Source organism: Streptomyces sp. NPDC060000, from assembly GCF_042737375.1.
GTDB lineage: Bacteria > Actinomycetota > Actinomycetes > Streptomycetales > Streptomycetaceae > Streptomyces.
Window position 1 is genome coordinate 12,063 of sequence record NZ_JBHWUU010000088.1, and the last position, 19,148, is coordinate 31,210.

Annotated in this window: 12 protein-coding genes; 5 read left to right on the forward strand and 7 right to left on the reverse strand. The window is 72.0% G+C overall.

Going from position 1 to position 19,148, the window contains the following annotated elements; translation table 11 throughout:
- Positions 1-303: 303 nt before the first annotated feature.
- The gene (pabB, locus tag ACFWBB_RS35180; protein WP_385280968.1) at positions 304-2,469 is read right to left on the reverse strand and encodes an aminodeoxychorismate synthase component I; all 2,166 of its coding nucleotides are present in this window, start codon (positions 2,467-2,469) and stop codon (positions 304-306) included.
- A gap of 47 nt (positions 2,470-2,516) precedes the next feature.
- On the reverse strand, positions 2,517-3,266 hold the full coding sequence (locus ACFWBB_RS35185; RefSeq protein ID WP_385280971.1) for a methyltransferase domain-containing protein: 750 nt from the start codon (positions 3,264-3,266) through the stop codon (positions 2,517-2,519).
- 301 nt (positions 3,267-3,567) lie between these two features.
- Between ACFWBB_RS35185 and ACFWBB_RS35190 the strand changes: the two genes are divergently transcribed.
- Positions 3,568-5,502 (forward strand): helix-turn-helix domain-containing protein, encoded by a 1,935-nt coding sequence (locus tag ACFWBB_RS35190; RefSeq protein ID WP_385280974.1) that lies wholly within the window; start codon positions 3,568-3,570, stop codon positions 5,500-5,502.
- Positions 5,503-5,564: 62 nt separating this feature from the next.
- Here the strand turns inward: ACFWBB_RS35190 and ACFWBB_RS35195 are convergent, their stop codons facing one another.
- The gene (locus ACFWBB_RS35195; protein ID WP_385280976.1) at positions 5,565-6,857 is read right to left on the reverse strand and encodes an IS701 family transposase; all 1,293 of its coding nucleotides are present in this window, start codon (positions 6,855-6,857) and stop codon (positions 5,565-5,567) included.
- A gap of 351 nt (positions 6,858-7,208) precedes the next feature.
- Here ACFWBB_RS35195 and ACFWBB_RS35200 point away from each other — a divergent pair, with 351 nt between their 5' ends.
- Positions 7,209-7,451: a hypothetical protein gene (locus tag ACFWBB_RS35200; protein WP_385280979.1), complete on the forward strand. Its 243-nt coding sequence runs from the start codon at positions 7,209-7,211 to the stop codon at positions 7,449-7,451.
- Between the two features lie 108 nt (positions 7,452-7,559).
- On the opposite strand, the gene ACFWBB_RS35205 is transcribed toward ACFWBB_RS35200, so the two are convergent.
- Positions 7,560-10,019: a SpoIIE family protein phosphatase gene (locus tag ACFWBB_RS35205; RefSeq protein WP_385280982.1), complete on the reverse strand. Its 2,460-nt coding sequence runs from the start codon at positions 10,017-10,019 to the stop codon at positions 7,560-7,562.
- Positions 10,020-10,155: 136 nt separating this feature from the next.
- On the opposite strand from ACFWBB_RS35205, the gene ACFWBB_RS35210 reads away from it, so the two are divergent.
- On the forward strand, positions 10,156-12,222 hold the full coding sequence (locus ACFWBB_RS35210) for a SpoIIE family protein phosphatase (protein WP_385280984.1): 2,067 nt from the start codon (positions 10,156-10,158) through the stop codon (positions 12,220-12,222).
- A 22-nt stretch (positions 12,223-12,244) separates the two neighbouring features.
- Here the strand turns inward: ACFWBB_RS35210 and ACFWBB_RS35215 are convergent, their stop codons facing one another.
- On the reverse strand, positions 12,245-12,847 hold the full coding sequence (locus ACFWBB_RS35215) for a TetR/AcrR family transcriptional regulator (protein WP_385280986.1): 603 nt from the start codon (positions 12,845-12,847) through the stop codon (positions 12,245-12,247).
- Positions 12,848-12,870: 23 nt separating this feature from the next.
- Positions 12,871-14,925, reverse strand: a complete 2,055-nt coding sequence (locus tag ACFWBB_RS35220; RefSeq protein ID WP_385280989.1) for a discoidin domain-containing protein — start codon at positions 14,923-14,925, stop codon at positions 12,871-12,873.
- Between the two features lie 310 nt (positions 14,926-15,235).
- On the opposite strand from ACFWBB_RS35220, the gene ACFWBB_RS35225 reads away from it, so the two are divergent.
- Both ACFWBB_RS35225 and ACFWBB_RS35230 read left to right on the forward strand, forming a co-directional pair.
- Positions 15,236-17,233, forward strand: coding sequence for an FAD-dependent oxidoreductase (locus tag ACFWBB_RS35225; RefSeq protein WP_385280992.1), 1,998 nt, complete (start codon positions 15,236-15,238; stop codon positions 17,231-17,233).
- Between the two features lie 82 nt (positions 17,234-17,315).
- Positions 17,316-18,257, forward strand: a complete 942-nt coding sequence (locus ACFWBB_RS35230) for a DUF1731 domain-containing protein (RefSeq protein WP_385280995.1) — start codon at positions 17,316-17,318, stop codon at positions 18,255-18,257.
- Positions 18,258-18,420: 163 nt separating this feature from the next.
- Here the strand turns inward: ACFWBB_RS35230 and ACFWBB_RS35235 are convergent, their stop codons facing one another.
- Positions 18,421-19,137, reverse strand: a complete 717-nt coding sequence (locus ACFWBB_RS35235) for an alpha/beta fold hydrolase (RefSeq protein WP_385280997.1) — start codon at positions 19,135-19,137, stop codon at positions 18,421-18,423.
- Between the last annotated feature and the right edge of the window lie 11 nt (positions 19,138-19,148).

The window sequence follows — 19,148 nt, forward strand, 5'->3', positions numbered from 1 at the left end:
GGGCCGCAGGGCCGTGGGCCGCAGGGCCGTGGGCCGCAGGGCCGTGGGCCGCAGGGCCGTGGGCCGCAGGGCCGTGGGCCGCAGGGCCGTGGGCCGCAGGGCCGTGGGCCGCGCGGGAGACACGGCCCGCACCCGCGGCGCGACCCGTGTCGCACACCGCCGAGTGCCGGCAACGCGCCCCGTACGGACAGCGCTCCCCGCGCAGACGACGCGCCCCGTACGGTTCCGTGGACCGGTGAGGGTTCACGGAGCCGCGCGGGGCGTCGGGGAGCACAGTCGGTGGGCCGGTCGCGGGGGTGCGGGTCAGCGGGCCGCGGGGGTCAGACTCCGCTGCGGCTCCGGCCCGGTGTCCGCGTCCCGGCCCGGGAACCCCTCTTCGGTGAGGCTCAGCAGCGGGGCCGCCTTGACCGCGGTCTCCTCGAACTCCTCCGCCGGATCGGACAGCGCGATGACGGCGCCGCCGATCCCGTAGCCGACACGCCCCGGGGTCATCACCACCGTACGGATGACGATGCTCAGATCGGCCGCGCCGGAGAGCGAGAAGTAGCCGATGGCACCCGAGTAGACACCGCGCGGTCCCGCTTCGAGGCGGTCGATGAGCTGCATGGTGCGCAGTTTGGGCGCCCCGGTCATGGAGCCGCCGGGGAAGGCCGCGCGCACACAGTCGACAGCGGACAGCTCGGGGCGCAGTTCGGCCCGTACGGTGCTGACCAGTTGATGGACGGTCGCATACGTCTCGACGCGGAAGATGTCGTCCGCCTCGACGGTGCCGGAGCGCGCGCACCGGCCGAGGTCGTTGCGGACCAGGTCGACGATCATCAGGTTCTCGGCGCGGTCCTTCTCGTGCGCGGCCAGCTCACGGCGGATCTCCGTGTCCTCGGCGCGGGTCGCCCCGCGTGGCCGGGTGCCCTTGATGGGGCGGGATTCGGCGACACGGTCGGTCCCCACGCGCACGAACCGCTCGGGGGAGGTGCTGAGCACCGAGAGGTCGCCGAACCGCAGCAGCGCGCCGAACGGCGCCGGGTGCGATCGGCGCAGCGTCCGGTAGGTCTCCCAGGGGTCGGGCGACCCGTCCGCCTCGGCCATGTTGGTCAGGCACACCTCGTAGGTCTCACCGGCCGCGATCTCCTGACGGCACTCGTCGATGAGCGCGAGGTAGCGGTCCCGGTCGTGGCGCAGCCGCAGCCCGGTGAGGGGCGGTTGCGGCTCGGGGTCGGCTAGCCGGCGGCCGGCCAGGGTACGGAGCCGGTCGGCGGTGTCCCGCAGCCAGTCGCGGGCCGTCTCCTCGTCGCCGGACTCGGCGAGGGCGAGCAGATAGGTGGTGCCGGTGTGGTGGTCGAGGACGACGGCCCGGTCGGCGAACACCATGCCGGCGTCGGGCTGTCCGGCCCGATGGCCCAGGTCTCCGCCGCACTGCGCCTTGAGCTCGTATCCGAGGTAGCCGACCCAGCCGAGCGCGAAGCCGAAGGGCAGGTCGGGGACGCGGACGTCGTGGGAGCGCAGATCGCGGTCTATCCAGTCGAGGAAGTGCTCGGCGACGAGTTGTTCGGCGACGCCTTCGGCATCGGACACGGTGACCGTGCCGCTGGCGACGTCGGCGGTCGCCACCCGCGCGAGGGGCCCGTGTGCGTCTCCGAGGAAGGAGAACCGGCCGGCGCTGTCGGTACGGCTGCTGTCCAGCCAGAACGCGTGCGGCCCGTCCCGGAACAGCTCGTCGAACACCACTTCGTCGTCCCAGCCGGTGGTGAGGAAGTCGGCGAGCACGCGCAGCTTCCGGCGGTCGCCGGGCACCGGGGCCGGGGCCGGGGTCGGGGTCGGGGTCGGCAACTGCTGCGGTACCGCGGGAACTCCCGCGGAAGCGTATCGGCGACTGGCTGCGAACCGCTTGCCGTGGTGCTCCCCGACCAGCCGCTGGAAGTTCCGGATCAGCTCGTGCCCGTAGGTGGTGCAGATCGACTCGGGGTGGAACTGCACTCCCCAGCGCGGTAGTTCGAGATGACGCAGACCCATGACCACCCCGTCGTCACTCCACGCGGTCACCTCCAGTTCGGCCGGCAGGTCGGCGACCGCCAGCGAGTGGTAGCGCACGACCTCGAACGGCGAGGGCAGCCCCGCGAACAGGCCCGTCCCGTCGTGCAGCACCGGCGAGGTACGACCGTGCCGGGGTTCGGCCGCCCGCACCACCCGGCCCCCGTGTGCGTGCGCCAGGCCCTGGTGGCCCAGGCAGATCCCGAGCAGCGGCAGGTCCGCCTGGGCCAGGATGTCCCGGCAGATCCCGAAGTCCGCCGCACGCTCGGGGTTGCCCGGGCCCGGCGAGATCACGACCGCGTCGAAGCCGTCCAGCAACTCCGGCCGCCAGGTCGTCTCGTCGTTGCGCAGCACCACCGGGTCCCGGCCGGTGACCTCGGCGATCTGGTGGAAGAGGTTGTAGGTGAACGAGTCGTAGTTGTCGACCAGAAGAGTGCGCACAGGGACCTCGCTTCAGGGTGTGGGGGCGGAGGGTGCGGGGTCTTCGCTCAGCAGGCCGGGACGATCTCGAGCAGCAGGTGCTCGACCGGATGCTCGCCCTCCTGCACGAAGGCCGAGCGCAGTGTGCGCAGTTCACGCCCGGCACCGGCGGCCAGCGCGTGCAGGGCGCCCAGGTCGCCGCGCGAGCTGAAGTGCAGCAGCGCGGAGCCGCCCGGGGCCAGTCGGTGCTGGGCCTCGGCCACGAACCGCCGGTGCGCCGCGTACCCGGCGTCGACGTACGCGACGTCGTGCACCGATCCGTAGGTGTGGTCCTCGGGGGCCAGCACGTAGTTGGAACTCCAGAAGATCAGGTCGAAGCGCTCGGCGGGGTCGAGCCCGTCGAAGAGGTCGCTGTGCACGGCCTCGACCCGGTCGCTCACCTGGTGCCGGGCGGCGTTGCGCGCCGCGTTGGCGACGGCCTGCGGGTTGATGTCGGAGGCGACCACCCGGTCGCAGCCGGCCAGCGCTCCGGTCACCGCGATCATTCCGGTGCCGCAGCCGATCTCCAGCATGGAACCGGTCCGGGGGGCCGAGACCGTCTCGGTCCAGCCGAGGAAGTCGAGCGCGATGCCCGTGCTGGGCGAATAGATGGGGGCGAACACGTCGTCGAGCAGATCCCAGGTGCGGCCGCGCAGCTCGAACCGGTCCGGGCGGTCCGCCCGGGTGCGGGACATGGCGCTGCGGGCCAGTGAGCGCTCGTAGTCGCGGACCTGGGACTGCTGCGGTGCCGACCTGACCAGAAGTTGGTTCTGCTGCATGACTGTGTTCCCCCCTGATGAATTCCGCCACGGGCTCGGGAGCCCCGATGCCTCGAAGTCTGCTTCGGCGGATACGGGGCGCGGAAGGTGAGCTGTCAACACACCCGAGGGGCCCCAGCGGTGCCGGGGCCACTACCCCACTCACAAAGACAATCAAGCAGTCACAAAGAACTCCCAATACGGAGTTCATCAATCCGCTAATGAATACGGATAGTTGTCAATTGACCATGATCTGACACCTCACCTACACTTCTCAGGCACCGCTGTCCATCGCGAACATTCCTGACCCGGAGGACGAGCCTTGACACTGGACGCCCTCCCCAGCCATGTCGGTGCTCTCACAGTGCTCGAACTCCTGGCCCGGGAAGCGCCCGCGGCCGCCTATGACGAGCTCGTCGGTGCCGCCCGTCGCGCGGGCGCCGGTGAGGACGCCATCAGCTCTCTCAAAGAGGCGTTGGACCTCGCCCTCACGGTGCGCACCCAACTGGGCCGTCGCCAGCAGCGCGAGGCCGGGCTCTCCGCTCTCGTCGACACCGCCCGCGACCTGACGCTGCCGTACGACCTCGACACCCTGCTCAAAGTCATCACCCGGCGCGCCCGTCTGCTGCTCAACCTCGACATGGCGTACATCAGTTTCTACGACGAGGAAGCCGGCGACAGTTACGTACGCACCGCGGACGGCCACGCCACCGCCCTGACCGTCGGATTCCGGGTACCGGGACAGGCCGGCCTCGGCAGCGCCGCGCGGGACGGTGCCGCACCCTTCTGGACCCCCGACTACATGGCAGACGAGCGCATCACCCACCATCCGGTGATCGACGAGGTCGTCCACGCCGAAGGCATCCACGCCCTCCTCGCGGTTCCGCTGCGCCACCGCGACGTCTCCTTCGGGGTGCTCTACTCGGCCGACCGCAACATCCGGCACTTCACCCCCGACGAGATAGCGCTGATGTCCTCGCTCGGCGACCTCGCCACCGTGGCCATCGAGAAGACCCGGGTACTCAGCCAGGCCCGCACGGACATCGCCGCTCTGGAGCAGTACGGCTCCAGGGTCAAGTCCGACCTCACAGCCGCCCACCGCGTCAACGAAGTCCACGGCCGCATGATCGACCTGCTCCTCGACGGATCCGGTCTCACCGCGCTGACCGCGCTGACCGCGGAGGCCCTCGACGGCGGGGTCGCCATCCTCGACCTCGGCACCCGCACCCTCGCCGCCACCGGCGACCTCCCCGAGGCCAGCCTCACGCAGGTCGCCGAGGCGACACTGGAGGCCCAAGTGGTCGGGGAACCCATCCAGTTGACGGACACCGGCTGGCTCGCTCCGGTGACGGCCGGCGCCGAACGGCTCGGCTGTCTCCTGCTGCACGCCGCCGAGCCACTGACGGAGAACGAACTGAGCCTGCTGCGGCTCGCCGCCGGAACCACGGGAGTTCTGCTGCTGATGCAGCGCAACACCGCGGTCGCCGAAAGCCAGGTGCGCGACGAGTTCTTCGAGGCCCTGCTCAGCACGCCGCAACGCCCACTGCCCCAACTGCGCGACCGCGCCCGCAGCCTCGGCATCGACCTGGAACGCCCGCACGCCGTCGTGGTCATCCGTCCCGAAGGCGGCTCCCAGGGCCGCGCCGTGGTCTGGGCCGCGTCCTACGCGCTGCGCTGCGGCGGCCTGTCCAGCGTGCGCGGCGGCTGTCTCACCCTGCTGCTGCCGTCCGAGGACCCGGGCGCCACCGCCCGCCGCATCTCCAAGGAACTGTCCCCGCTGCTCGGCCACCCGGTGACCGTCGGCGCCGCCGGCCCCACCCTGCGCATCGAGGAGGTCGAGCCGACCTACTCCGAGGCGGTCCGCTGCCTCAGCGCTCTGAGCGCGCTCGGCGGCAGCGGCTCCACGGCCTCCGCCAAGGAACTCGGCTTCCTGGGCCTGCTGCTCGGCGACCACCGCAACGTGACGGACTACATCACCCACACCATCGGTCCGGTCATCGACTACGACGCCCATCGGTTCACCAACCTCGTCCAGACGCTCGAGGCGTACTTCGAGTCGGGCAACAGCCCCACGTACGCGGCGGAGTCACTCCACGTCCATCCGAACACCGTCTCGCGCCGGCTGGAGCGCATCACCGCCCTGCTCGGCGAGGACTGGCAGGAGCCGGCACGCGCGCTCGAAGTGCAGCTGGCCCTGCGGCTGCACCGCACCAGGGACACGCTCGTCGCGGAGGACCCGGCGACCCAGCAGCCGTAGGCCCCGGCCCGCTCACCCCCGTGCGCCTCGTCCGTGCGCCGGTCGTCCCAGGGGCGGTCCGGTCACGCCGAGCGCCTGCGCATCGCGTGGCCGCCCTCACCACCGAAGGGCGCCGTCCCGGCGAGCACGCCGCCTCCGCCGATCCCCGCGAAGCCGGCCATCCGGTCGTACCCGCCCTCGAACCCCGGGCGCACACCGTGGCCCCGAGCCTGTCCGGCACCGCACCACTGCGCGGCCTGAACCGGCGTCGCCAGGGCGGCCTGCGCGGCCGACGCGAGGGTGACATGGCGGTGCCAGCCCTGGAACGAGCGCCCCTCGAAGTCCCGCATGCCGACCCGGTCCGCCGTGTTGACCGCGCCTGTCTCGATCCGGCGCGACAGTTGGGCCAGCCGCATCAGCAGCGCGGGCGGGGCAGTCGTCAGATCGGTCAGCCAGTACCGCTCGGGCCGGCGTCCGGCCTCCGCCCACTCCCCGATCAGGAGCAGCGGCCGACGGGAGGCGACCCGGCCACCGGCCGTCCGCGGCCCGGCCGGATCCGGGAGTTCCGCCTGGAGAGCGGCGACAAAGCTGATCCCCACGGAGCGGCTCGCCCGGTCCTCGTACCGCACCGGCCTGCGCAGCGGACCCGCCGCGTCCATCACCCGCCCGGCCGTCACCAGCCCCCCGTGCAAACCGGGCAGTTGTGGGTCGGTCACGTACAGGGAGGTGGCGGCGGGGACCGCCATCATGAACGGCACACCGGCCGCCCCCAGCCGGTGCGGCAGCAGCTCCGGGCCGCCGTCGACCGCGTCCACCACCACGGGCAGCGGTCGCAGCGAGCGCGCACCGGCGACGTCGAGCACCGCACGGGCCGCGCAGCCCGCCAGCGTGGTCTCCTCCGGCAGATGCAGAGCCCAGTTCACCGGCACGCTCGCCTCCTCCGAGGCGGCCCAGGCGCCGAACGCCTGCTGCCCGTTGACCATGTGCCCCGACTCCGCGTCGAAGCTGCGCCCCACGCCCACCGAATGAATGCCCGACTTGGGAATCACCATGGGCTTGACCACCCACGCCCGGAGATTCAGCAGCCCGTCCAGCTGCGCCGCGAGCGCTTCGCGGACGGGCCGCCAGTCCCAGGTGGAACAGGAGATGAAGTGGTGCAGGCTCTGCTCACCGGCCGGCATCCCGGCATGCGCGGCGATGTTGCGCATGGTCTTGCGCCCCCGTGCCGTCAGCAGTCCCCGCACATACAGCTCGGCTTTGCGCCGCTGGTCGGCCCGCGGCAGCGAGTCGAAAAGCCCCTGGCACAGACGGCCCACCGCGTCCGGGCCGGCCGAGCCGCTGTGTGAGCGCTTGAACTGCACGAGTTGCGGGCCCATGAGACCTCGCCCTCCCCCTTGGTCGGTGACTACATGCAGAGCCTCCCCCAACGGCTCCCGCTCCCACGAGGGCTGTCCGGCACACACCCGACCCCCGGGGGTGGTGGTGGGGCCACCACCCCCACCCCGATTCCGGGCCCCAACGTCCGGCCGACCCCCCGGAAGGGTGTGGCCCGGCCACACGAGCGCGCGGCTCGGGCCCGACGGCTTCCTCGCCCGGGGGGAGGTGGCGGCGGCCACGCCGGATGCCGCGGCAGGGATCTCTTCGGTACTACTGCCTCAGCGGCGGCAGTGGCGGGCCCGGGACAGCGTGCCGATGCCCTCCACGGTGAGGGTGACCGTGTCCAGGCTGTGACCGCCGAGAACATCGTCGGCCTCGCCGAGGCCTGCACCGCACCGTGTGCGATCAGCCGTGCCACGGCCTCCGCCGATGCGGCATGGCGGCAGTCCCTCGGGTCCGTCACCGTCGCCGACCTGGCCGCCGACGTCGAATCCGCCCACGGGAACGGCGCCCTCGCAGGCATCGGCGCCTGGCTGAGCCCGGCCGGGCCCTCCGGAGGGGTGGGGTGGACGGTGGATCGGCGTCGCGGGTGACCGCCGTTGACAGGTCCCTCACGGGGACATCCACGCCTTTGACGCGGCCCTTACGGCCGGCACTCTCCGGGGGGTCGGCCTCACCGCACCCGGCGTGCGAACGGACGGCTACGGGATCTCCTGCTCGGCCCAGATGATCTTCCCGTCGGCCGTGTACCGGGCTCCCCACCGATGGGCCAGCTGGGCCACCAGAAAGAGGCCGCGGCCCCCCTCGTCCATGATCCGGGCATGTCGCAGCCGTGGGGCCGTACTGCTGGCATCGGAGACCTCGCAGGTCAGGCGTGCGTCGAGGAGCAGCCGCAGCCGGATGGGGGGTGTGGCGTAGCGGATGGCGTTGGTCACCAGCTCGCTCACGATGAGCTCGGACGTCATGGCCAGATCGCCCAGCCCCCAGGCCTGTACCTGGCGGGTCGCGCGGGCCCGGACATCGGCGACGGCGGCCGGGTCCACGGGCACCTCCCAGGAGACGACACGGTCGGCGCCCAGGGCGTGGGTGCGCGCCAGGAGCAGGGCGATGTCGTCGGGCTGGGGCACGGGCACGAGCTGCCGCACGGTCGAGGTGCACAGGGTCGCCAGGTCGGCGTCGGACCGCGCCAGCACCTCACCGAGCCGGGACATGCCCTGCTCGATGTCGCGGTCGGCCGTCTCGACGAGGCCGTCGGTGTAGAGGCCGATCAGACTGTTCTCGGCGAGCTCGATCTCGGTGGCCTCGAACGCCATCCCGCCGAGCCCCAGCGGGGGCCCGGCCGGGGGCTCCGGGAAGGACACCTGCCCGTCGGGGGCGACGACGACGGGCGGCGGGTGCCCGGCCCGGGCCATGGTGCACCGCCTGGTGACCGGGTCGTAGACGGCGTACAGGCAGGTCGCCCCCAGGAAGGCGGTGGCGCTCTGCTGGGCGGCCGGCCCGTCGGTCCGTTCCGCGCTGAGCCGGAGCACCAGGTCGTCGAGGTGGGCCAGCAGCTCGTCGGGGGGCATCTCCATGTCGGCGAGGGTCTGCACCGCGGTGCGCAGCCGGCCCATGGTCGCCGCGGCGGCGATGCCGTGCCCCACCACGTCACCGACGACGAGGCCCACCCGGGCCCCGGACAGCGGGATCACGTCGAACCAGTCGCCGCCCACCCCGTCCGTGGGGTCCGCCGGCAGATAGGAGGAGGCCACTTCCAGCGCCGTCCCGCCCGCGAGGGCGTGGGGCAGCAGGCTGCGCTGGAGGGTGACCGCCGCCGTGTGCTCCCGGGTGTAGCGGCGGGCGTTGTCGACGCACAGCGCCGCCCGCGCCACCAGTTCCCGGGCCAGCAGGACGTCGTCGGACCGGAACGAGACGGGGTTGAGGGACCGTACGAACGTGGCGAGGCCCAGGGCGGTGTTGCGCGCGCGCATCGGTACGGAGATGAGGGAGTGCAGTCCGAACGCGCGGATGCTCGCCGTCCGCTCCGGCTCGGCGGTCCACAGGTCGTCGGAGGCATCGAGGACGGGGATGAGGATCGGTTCGCCGTCGATGAGCAGGCTCGCGTCGTGCGGCGGGGGGAGGAAGTCGACCCGGTCCCCGATCCGTGCCACGGCCTCCGGGCAGCCCTCGCGCACCGAGGCCAGTCCGGCGCGCCGCATCACCGGTCTCGCCGGTGCCGGCCCCGCGTCGGTCAGCCACGCGCCGTGTCCTTCGGTGCTGAGCACCGGCTCCAGCAGGTCGACGATGACGAAGTCCGCGAAGCGGGGAACGGCGAAGTCGGCGAGTTCCTGAGCCGTGCGCATCACGTCCAGGGTCGTGCCGACGCGCGTCCCGGCCTCGTTGACCAGCGACAGCAGCTGACGCACGGCCCACCGCTCGGTGACGTCCTGGACCATGTAGCAGATCCCGGTGACCGAGCCGTCGTCACCCACCAGGGGGAAGAACGAGGTGGAGTAGGCGTGCCGGCGGTGCGGGTCGGCCCAGCTCCATCCCAGGTACTCGTGGTCGGTGACCGGTGCTCCGGTCTTCAGCACCTTGCACATCAGCTTCTCGAGGGCGTCCGCCTGCAACCCGGGCAGCAGATCGCTCAGCCGGCGCCCGATCCGCTGTTCCCGGGGCACACCGCCGAATCGTTCCAGCGTGTCGTTCAGCCACACGTAGCGCAGTTGGAGATCCATCACCGCCATCCCGACCGGGGAGCGGGTCAGGAACCCGTCGAGGACGGACTGGCCCAGCGTCCACTGCCGGCTCTGCCCGCGTGCCGAGAGCAGAAAGCACTCGTCGTCGCCGATCCGGAAGGACGCGGAGACCCGGAGGTCGACGTCGACCGGGCGGCCGTCGTGGTGGCGTACGGCGATGAGACCGCTCCACCCCATGCCGGTGCGGCAGCGCTCCGCGACGCCGGCCACCCGCGCCGGGTCCCGGTCCATCGCCACCAGCTCCGCGGCCGACTTGCCGACCACCTCCGCCGCCGGGCGGCCGAGCAGTGCTTCCGCGCCGCGCGTCCAGCCGATCACGACGCCGTCCGCGGACACGATCGCCGCCGCGTCGGTGGACGCGTCGAGGAGATCGCGCGGTCCTGCGGGCGCGGGGGCGTCGGAAGCTTCTCGCGCAGAGTCCATGGCTGCCGTCCTTTACACGACCATGTTCCTGCTTGTCCGCCCGACGTGCACGGCGCCGTCGCCCCGCCTCGAAGCCCGCCCGGCTTCCGGACTCGCCGGACCGGGGGCAGCATGGAGGTACAGGAGGAGGCCCCCGATGACAGCCGAACCCATCCGGCCGGCCGGGAACGCGTACCGTCCCGAAACGCCCGCGCCCACCGGCCTGCTGGACGTGCTGAGCGTGTCGGCGATGGTCGTCGACGCCGACGGACGCATCGTGTTCTGGACCCCCCAGGCGGAGGATCTCTTCGGCTACACCGCGCGGGAGGCCCTCGGCAGGTACGCGGCGCGGCTGCTGATCCACCCCGAGCACCTCCAGTCCGTGGTGAGGCTGTTCACGGAGGTGCTGGAGACCGGCCGGAGCTGGGCCGGCGCCTTTCCCATCCGGCACAAGGACGGCAGCAGCCGTCTGATGGAGTTCCGCAACATGCGTCTCCAGGACGATCTCGGGGACGTCTACGCCCTGGGCATCGCCGCCGACCACAATCTGCTCCAGCGCGTCGAGACCGATCTGGCGCTGTGCGAACGGCTGATCAACCAGTCCCCGATCGGCCTGGCCCTCCTGGACCCGGACCTGCGCTACCTGCTGGTCAACCCGGCGCTCGAACGCATCGACGGCATTCCCGCCGAGGAACATGCCGGCCGCCGCCTGAGGGAGGCGAGGCTGCTGCCCGACATCGACACCATCGAGTCCGCCCTGCGGCAGGTGCTCACCACGGGCACGCCGCTGCTCGACCAGTACCACGTGGGCCGCCCGCCGACCGACCCCGACCACGAGCACGCCTGGTCCCTGTCGTTCTACCGCCTGGAGGACCCCGGCGGGCGGGTGCTGGGCGCGGCCGCCTCGGTCGTCGACGTCACCGAACGGCACCGCGCCGCCGCGGAGGCCGACCGGGCCCGGCGGCGGCTCGCCCTCATCGCCGAGGCCTCCACCCGTGTCGGCACCACGCTGGAGGTGGACCGGACCGCCCACGAACTGGCCGAGATCGCCGTCCCCCAGCTCGCCGACGTGGTCGCCGTGGACATCCTGGACTCGGCGCTGGCCTGCCGCCGCTCACGCAGACCGGACAACGGCCCCGAGCTCTTTCGCGCCCTCGCGCTGAAGGCGGCCCACCCCACCGTGGCGCTGCGCGCCGCCGACGCCCCCGGTGACGTCGCGGCCTACGACGGCGACCGCCTGGTCACCCTGTGCGTGCACACCGGCCGGCCGGTCCTGGTGCGGCACGTCGGCGAGCAGGACATCCCCCGCATCGCCCGGGACGCCGAGGCCGGAGCGCTGCTGGCCCGGGCCGGCGTCCACTCCTATCTCGCCGTGCCGTTGATCGCCCACGGCGAGGTGCTCGGCGCCCTCGACCTCAAGCGGACCCGCAACCCGCTCCCGTTCGACGAGGACGATGTCATCCTGGCCGGTGAGCTGGCCGGCCGCGCCGCCGTGGCCATCGACAACGCCCGCTGGTTCGAGAGCGTGCGCAACACCGCCCTCACCCTCCAGCGCAGTCTGCTGCCCGACCACGCGGCCCATCACCCCGGTCTGGAGGTCGCCTCCCGTTACCAGCCCGCGCAGGCGACCAGTGAGGTCGGCGGCGACTGGTACGACGTCATTCCGCTGACCGCCGACAAGACCGCCCTGGTCGTCGGGGACGTCATGGGCAACGGCATCGACGCCGCCGCCACCATGGGCCGGCTGCGCACCGCCACCTGCGCCTACGCGGATCTCGACCTCGACCCCGGCGCCGTGCTGCGGCACCTGGACAAGATCACCTGCGATCTGGAGCACTACATCGTGACCTGTCTGTACGCGGTGTACGACCCCCGGACCAGGCAGTGCCGTGTCGCCAACGCGGGCCATATGCCGCCCGCGCTGGCCGGTCCCGGCCATGACCCCACGCTGCTGGAGCTGCCCACCGGCGCCCCGCTCGGCGTCGGCGGTGTCGCCTTCGAGACCACCACGGTCGAACTCGACCCCGCTGACCTGCTGGTCCTGTACACGGACGGCCTCGTGGAGACCCGCCAGCACCCCATCGACGACCGTCTGGCCGTCCTGCTCACCTTCCTGGACGAGCCCGGCCGTCCCCTCGAGGAGATCTGCGACCTGCTGCTGTACGGCCTGCGCCACCCCGACGACCATGACGACGTCGCCCTGCTCATCGCCCGGACCCTGTGACCGCAGGGGCAGGGGGCGCTTCTCAGGGGGCGTCGGCCATGACCAGCCCGGCGATGTGGGCGGTGACCGTGTCCAGGATGTCGGTCCAGGCGCCCGCGTCGCCGAGCACGAGGTAGTTGAGGGTCAGGCCGTCGGTCATGGCGGCCAGATAGCGGGCCAGTACGGACACGGGGACGCGGAGCCGCAGGTCCATGCCGCTGCGGAGCTGCTCGATGAGTTCCGTGTAGGCGTCGCCGTACATCTCGTACTGCCGTCGGGCCAGTTGACCGAACCCCGGCTCGCGCAGGGCGTACTGGGTGAGTTCGTAGGTCAGCATGTGCTCGTCGGGATGCGCGCGGACGTGGTCCCAGTAGGCCTGGAAGCCGGCCCGGACGGTCTCCTCCAGGGTGGCCCTGGGGCGCAGCGCGTCCTTCACGACGCTCACCGAGTGGTCGGTGAGCGTCGTGATGACGGACTCCACGAGTGCCTGCTTGGAGTCGAAGCAGTAGTGGAAGACGCTGAGGGACACCCCGGCCTCGGCGGCGATGGACCGGGTGGTCGTCCTGGGGACGCCGTCCCTGGCCATCGCCCTGATCGCCGCTTCGGTCAGCTGCCGGCGCCGCTGCGCCGACGGCATCCGTGCCATGTGCGTTCCCCCGTGACTGCCTGTCAGGCGCTGTGGACTCCCACCTCGTACAGCGAGTATCCCCAATCCGTGCCCCGGTCCAGGCCGTGCACCCGGACGTAGCGGGCCGGGGTGCCGGTGAACCTGGCCGTGTCCAGGCCGCCGTCGCCGGAGGTGGTGGACCACGCGGTCGTCCAGGTGGTGCCGTCGGTGGAGAGTTCGACGCGGTACGACCTCCCGTACGCGCGCTCCCAGTCGAGGGTGACGCGGGAGACCAGGTGGGTGGAGCCCAGGTCGACCTGCCACCACTGGTCGTCGCTCCAGTCACTGGCCCAGCGGGTGGAGTCGTCGCCGTCCGCGGCCCGGCCGGGCTGGTAGCTGGTGAACGGGTTGGACTCGGAGGAACTGGCCGTACCGGTCCGCCCCTTGGCGAGGTTGACGGAGGACTGGTGCTGCTCGGAGGCGCCCCAGGTGTCGAGGTAGGACTCGGCGCCCCGGAAGAGGTCGTTCACCACGTCCTGGCCGCCGACGAGCCGGATGTCCTCGATCCAGTCGGGGATCAGGCCGACGTCGGCGCCGCCGTCGGTGTTGAAGTCGAAGGTGCGCTGACCGACGGTCTGCCGGTCGATGACCGAGCCGCCGTCGACGCTCCTGAAGGGGTAGGTGACCTTGTCGGCGGCGTCGGCGCCGCGCGGTGCGGGGTGGTCGCCGATGCCGTTGAAGTCGGTGCCGAAGCCGTATCCCACGCCGTACTTGTCGCGCAGCGCGTCGGTGCGCTTCGCCTCCGTGGCGAAGGCCTGGGAACCGTGCATGTACTGGGCGACGAAGCCGCCGAGCGCGTAGACCCGCTCGGTCCAGTCGATGTCCATCCAGCTGTGCGAGGAGATGACGCCGGGGTAGGAGGCGGCCTCGAGGATGTCGAGCGCCTGGCCGACCGCCTTGACGCTCATGTGGTCGATCTCCAGCATCATCTTGCGCTTCATCATGCCGCGTACGGCGTACTCGCCGAGGTCGGTGAGCCCCCGGGTGTTGCACTGGGCGTTCGCGTCGTACGAGGGGACCTCGGTGCCCGCGGGCAGGTCCGACTCCGCCTCGGAGGCGGCGGTGCCGACGGGGTTGTCGTGCTGTGGTCCGGTGCACTTCTCGGTCTGCCAGAAGGTGCCGGTCGACAGGAACTGGCCGACGTTGATGGCCGTGCCGAGGCCGCCCTCGTCGAAGCGGACGCCGCACAGCGCGTTGTCGAACTTGTGGCACAGGAACATGCTGCGCACGCCCAGCGCGTACAGCTCGTCCAGCCCCTTGTCGATGTCCTGCTGGCTGCACTGCGCGATGTCGAGGATCTGCTTGCAGCCGAACGGCTCGGAGGTCTCGACACCGAGGACGACCGCCAGTTTGCCCTGCTTGATGACGTCACGCGCCTGCGCGCTGTCGAGGACGATCCGGAACCAGCCCTTGCCGGTGCCGCCGTACATCTTGTCGATGTATGCCTGGAGGTCGTACGCCAGCTTCGCCTGGAGGCGGATCGAGGTCATCTCGTCACAACTGCGGTCCTTGAAGGGGTAGACGGAGCAGATCATGCCGTTGGTGACGAGGTCGTTGACGAGCACCCGCTGACCGCCGCGCCAGGCCCGCTCGACCCAGGCGTAGTAGTTCGCCTGATGGGTCATCGAGTCGTAGGCCGGCCAGTCCTTGAAGGTCGGCCAGCCGACCGGGTCGTGCTTGCCGTCACCGCCGTGGGTGATGTAGTCGAAGAGCGCGAGCGTGCCGTCGGGGTAGTGCTCGGGACAGTCCTTGAGCGCGTCGGCGACGCCGGCTTCGGAGAACACCTTGCCGCAGATGAGCCGCCCGCCGAAGGCCTCGTTGGAGAACAGGTGGTTGTGCGCGTCGACGAACCCGCGTACGTCGCCCGCCGAGTCGGTACCGGTGAACGGCTCGCCGGTGACATTGATCCCGGAGTCGGGGTTCGGCCTGGCCGTCGGCGTCCACCAGTCCCCGCCGGCCGCCGAGCTCGGCGTGGGGCCGAGGACCGCGGCGAGGACGAGGAGCAGCAGGGAGACGACGGTGACATCCCGGCGTCTGCGGTACGGGCGTCCGGTCATGGTCACAGCCCACGTCCCTCGGTCGGCGGGAAGGCGCGGTCGACGGGGGCTCTTTGACTGCCCATGAGATTGTCATGACCGACGCAAGATAGTGCGATGAGGATCGAGCCGGATCCCCCACCGAGTCAAGGGTCCGGGACGCTTGACCTGATAGACGACGGGCCGGTGGGCGGCGCAAACCCCCCACGCCCGCCCATCAGTTGCGCCGGAGGCACTGCGGGAGCACTCCCCCGCCGGTGCGCTCGCACATACAGGTGATGATCCACCGGAGCGCGTCCGCGCACCTGCGTCCTGCCCGTATCCAGGACACATGGACAATCCTTCCACTTCTGTAGACGCCGTCCGGCTCTCCCGCCGACGGTTCACGGCCGCCACCGCGGCCACGGCGACGACCGCCGCCCTCGCGGTCGCCGCCCCGGCCGCGGCCCTCCCCCGGCAACCCGATTCCGCGCCCAGGTCCACCGCCGACTGGGCGGCTTGCCTCACGGTCGCCCGGGCGCTGCTGGTGGTGGACGAGCACGACCGGCCGCTCGTGCCGCTGTACGAGAAGGTCCTCGCGGAGGGTCTGCCCCGCGCCAGGACCGGGGCCGGGAAGAAGGTCCTCGTGATCGGCGCCGGGCCCGCCGGGCTGGTGGCCGCCTGGCTGCTGAAGCGGGCCGGGCATCACGTCACGCTCGTGGAGGCCAACGGCAACCGGGTCGGCGGCCGCGTCAAGACGTTCCGCACCGGCGGGCACGAGCAGGCGGCGCAGGCGTTCGCCGACGCACGCCAGTACGCGGAGGCGGGCGCCATGCGGATCCCCGGCAGTCATCCGCTGGTCATGGGGCTGATCAGCCAACTGGGCGTCAAGAAACGCCGGTTCCACCTCGTGGACGTCGACGCGAACGGCAAGCCCGTCAACAACGCCTGGCTGCACGTCAACGGCGTCCGGGTGCGCCGCTCCGCCTACGCGAAGTCGCCGCGCCGGGTCAACCGGTCCTTCGGAGTGCCGCAAAAGTACTGGGACACCCCGTCCGCGACCATCCTGCGGGAGGCCCTGGACCCGGTACGCGACGAGTTCAGCACCCGTGGGGCCGACGGCAAACGGGTGGACAAGCCGCTGCCGGAGCGGGTGCGGGGCTGGGCGCGGGTCGTGCAGCGGTTCGGGGACTGGTCGATGTACCGGTTCCTGACCGAGGAGGCGGGCCTCGACGAGCGGACGCTCGACCTGGTCGGCACCCTGGAGAACCTCACCTCCCGGCTCCCGCTGTCCTTCATCCACAGCTTCATCAGCGCCTCGCTCATCAGCCCGGACACCGAGTTCTGGGAGCTGATCGGCGGCACGGCGACGCTCCCGGACGCGCTGCTGAAGCAGGTCTCCGACGTGTTGCGGCTCGACCGGCGCGCGACGCACATCGAGTACTGGGCGCCGGACCGGCAGGGCGACGACAACACCTCGCACGTGCGCGCCGACGGGCCGCACGTATGGATCGACACCGTCTCCGAGGGACGCGGCGGCAAGGTCGTGCGCGAGGAGTTCACCGCCGACCTCGCGATCGTCACGGTGCCGTTCTCGGGGCTGCGCCAGGTGCAGGTCAGTCCGCTGATGTCGTACAGGAAGCGGCGTTCCGTCGCGGAGCTGCACTACGACAGCGCGACCAAGGTGCTGCTGGAGTTCAGCCGCCGCTGGTGGGAGTTCGACGAGGCGGACTGGAAGCGGGAACTCGACGCCGTACGGCCGGGGCTGTACGAGGACTACCGGTCGGGCCGGGCACCGGTCGACGGGAGCCTGCTCGGCGGGCATCCGTCCGTGCCGCCCGGACACATCACCGCGGGACAGCGCGTGCACTACGCCGCCAACCGGTGGGCCGGCCGGGACCAGCCGGAGGCGGCGCACATCGTCGGCGGGGGCTCGGTCTCCGACAACTCCAACAGGTTCATGATCAACCCGTCCCATCCGGTCGCCGGCAGCGCGGGCGGTGTCGTCCTGGCCTCCTACAGCTGGGCCGACGACGCCTCCCGCTGGGACTCCCTCGACGACGACGCGCGCTACCCGCACGCCCTGCGCGGGCTCCAGCAGGTCTACGGCCGGCGTGTCGAGGTCTTCTACACGGGCGTGGGCCGCACCCAGAGCTGGCTGCGTGACCCGTATGCCTACGGGGAGGCGTCCGTTCTGCTCCCCGGCCAGCACACGGAACTGCTGAGCGCCATCCGCTCCGCCGAGGGCCCGCTGCGCTTCGCGGGCGACCACACCTCGGTCAAGCCGTCGTGGATCGAGGGCGCGCTGGAGTCGGGGGTCCGGGCCGCGCTGGAGGTGCACGGCAGCTAAGACCGAAGGACCCGTCGGAAGCATTTTGAACGCGTTCAAAATAGTAGTAGGGTCTCCTTCCGACAGGGAGGGGACCCTACTCGTGAAGATCGTGCTACCCGGCGGGACCGGGCAGGTGGGGACCGTGCTGCGCCGCGCGCTGACCGCGGCCGGGCACGAGGTCGTGGTGCTGAGCAGGCGGCCCACGGGCCATGGCGAGATCCTGTGGGACGGCCGCACCCCCGGCCCCTGGACCCAGGCGGTCGACGGCAGTGACGTAGTCGTCAACCTGGCCGGCCGCAGCGTCAGCTGCCGCTACACACCGGACAACCTGCGGGCCATGATGGACTCACGGGTGGACTCGGCCCGGGTCGTGGGCCGGGCGATCGCCGCCGCCGCGCGGCCCCCGCGGGTCTGGCTCCAGATGAGCACCGCCACCGTCTACGCCCACCGGTTCGACGCCCCCAACGACGAGGCCACCGGCATGACCGGCGGAGCCGAACCGGGCGTCCCCGACTACTGGCGCCACAGCGTGGACATCGCGACCGCCTGGGAGCGCGAGCAGGAGAACGCCGACACCCCGCGCACCCGCAAGGTGGCCCTGCGGGCCGCGATGGTGATGAGCCCGGACCGGGGCGGGGTGTTCGACGTCCTGTCGCGGCTCACCCGCCTCGGCCTCGGCGGCCCGGTCGCGGGTGGCCGTCAGTACGTGTCCTGGATCCACGACGACGACTTCGTCCGCGCGGTCGGGTTCCTCGTCGACCGGGACGACCTCGCCGGGCCGGTGAACCTGTCCGCCCCCGCCCCCCTCCCCCACCGGGCCTTCATGCGCGCGCTGCGCGGTGCGTGGGGTGTGCCGGTGGGCCTGCCGGCGACGAAGTGGATGGCCGGACTCGGCGCCTTCGCCCTGCGCTCGGACACCGAACTGCTCCTCAAGAGCCGGCGCGTCGTCCCCGGCCGTCTGCTCGACGCGGGCTTCGCCTTCGACCGCCCCGAGTGGCCGCAGGCCGCCGCCGACCTCGTACGACGCGCGCGGAGCCGCTGACGGCCCGCGCACACGGGCCGGTCCGGGGCGAGGTGGGTCAGGAACGGGGCCGGTGTCGGGCTTCCGGCGCCGAATTACCAGGCACCCGCCGGTGACCTGGTGACGGGCGGGCCCGCGCGGACGAGTACAGGGGTCTCGTCCGCGCGGCCGAGCTCGGTGGGCGTCAGCCCGTCGCGCGGACCGCGTCCAGGATCAGGTCCGCGACCGCCTTCGGCTGGGACACCGCGACGGCGTGCGAGGCACCGTCGAGCTCGACGACCGTCGCCCCGGCCCGCTTGGCGCCGAAGCGCTCCACCTCGGGGTTGATGGCCTCGTCCGCGCCGGCGATCAGCGCCCAGGACGGCTTGGTGTGCCAGGCGGCAGCGGCGGCGGTCTCCTCGAACGCGGCGGCGGCCAGCGGACGCTGGGCGGCGGCGAGGATCTTGGTGACGCCCGCGGGCAGGTCGGCGGCGAACACCGAAGGGAAGGCGTCCTCGGCGATGGTGACCTCGACGGCCGGGTCGCCGCCCGGCACCGGGTACGTCCACTCCTTGAGGTTGCTGACCAGTGACGAGAGCGGGAAGCGACCCTGGAGCTGGCCGAGGCTCTCGCCCTCCTCCAGGGCGTACGCGGCCACGTAGACGAGGCCGACGACGTTCTCCGTGGTGCCGGCCACGGTGATGAGGGCGCCGCCGTAGGAGTGGCCGACGAGGATCACGGGGCCGTCGATCTGGGCGGCCACGGAGGCCACGTACGCGGCGTCGGAGGCGAGGCCGCGCAGCGGGTTCGGCGGGGCGATCACGGGTATGTCGTGGCCCTGGAGTTCGGCGATGACGCCGGACCAGCTGGCCGCGTCCGCGAACGCTCCGTGGACGAGGACGACGGTGGGGGTGGTGGTCATGACGGTGCTTC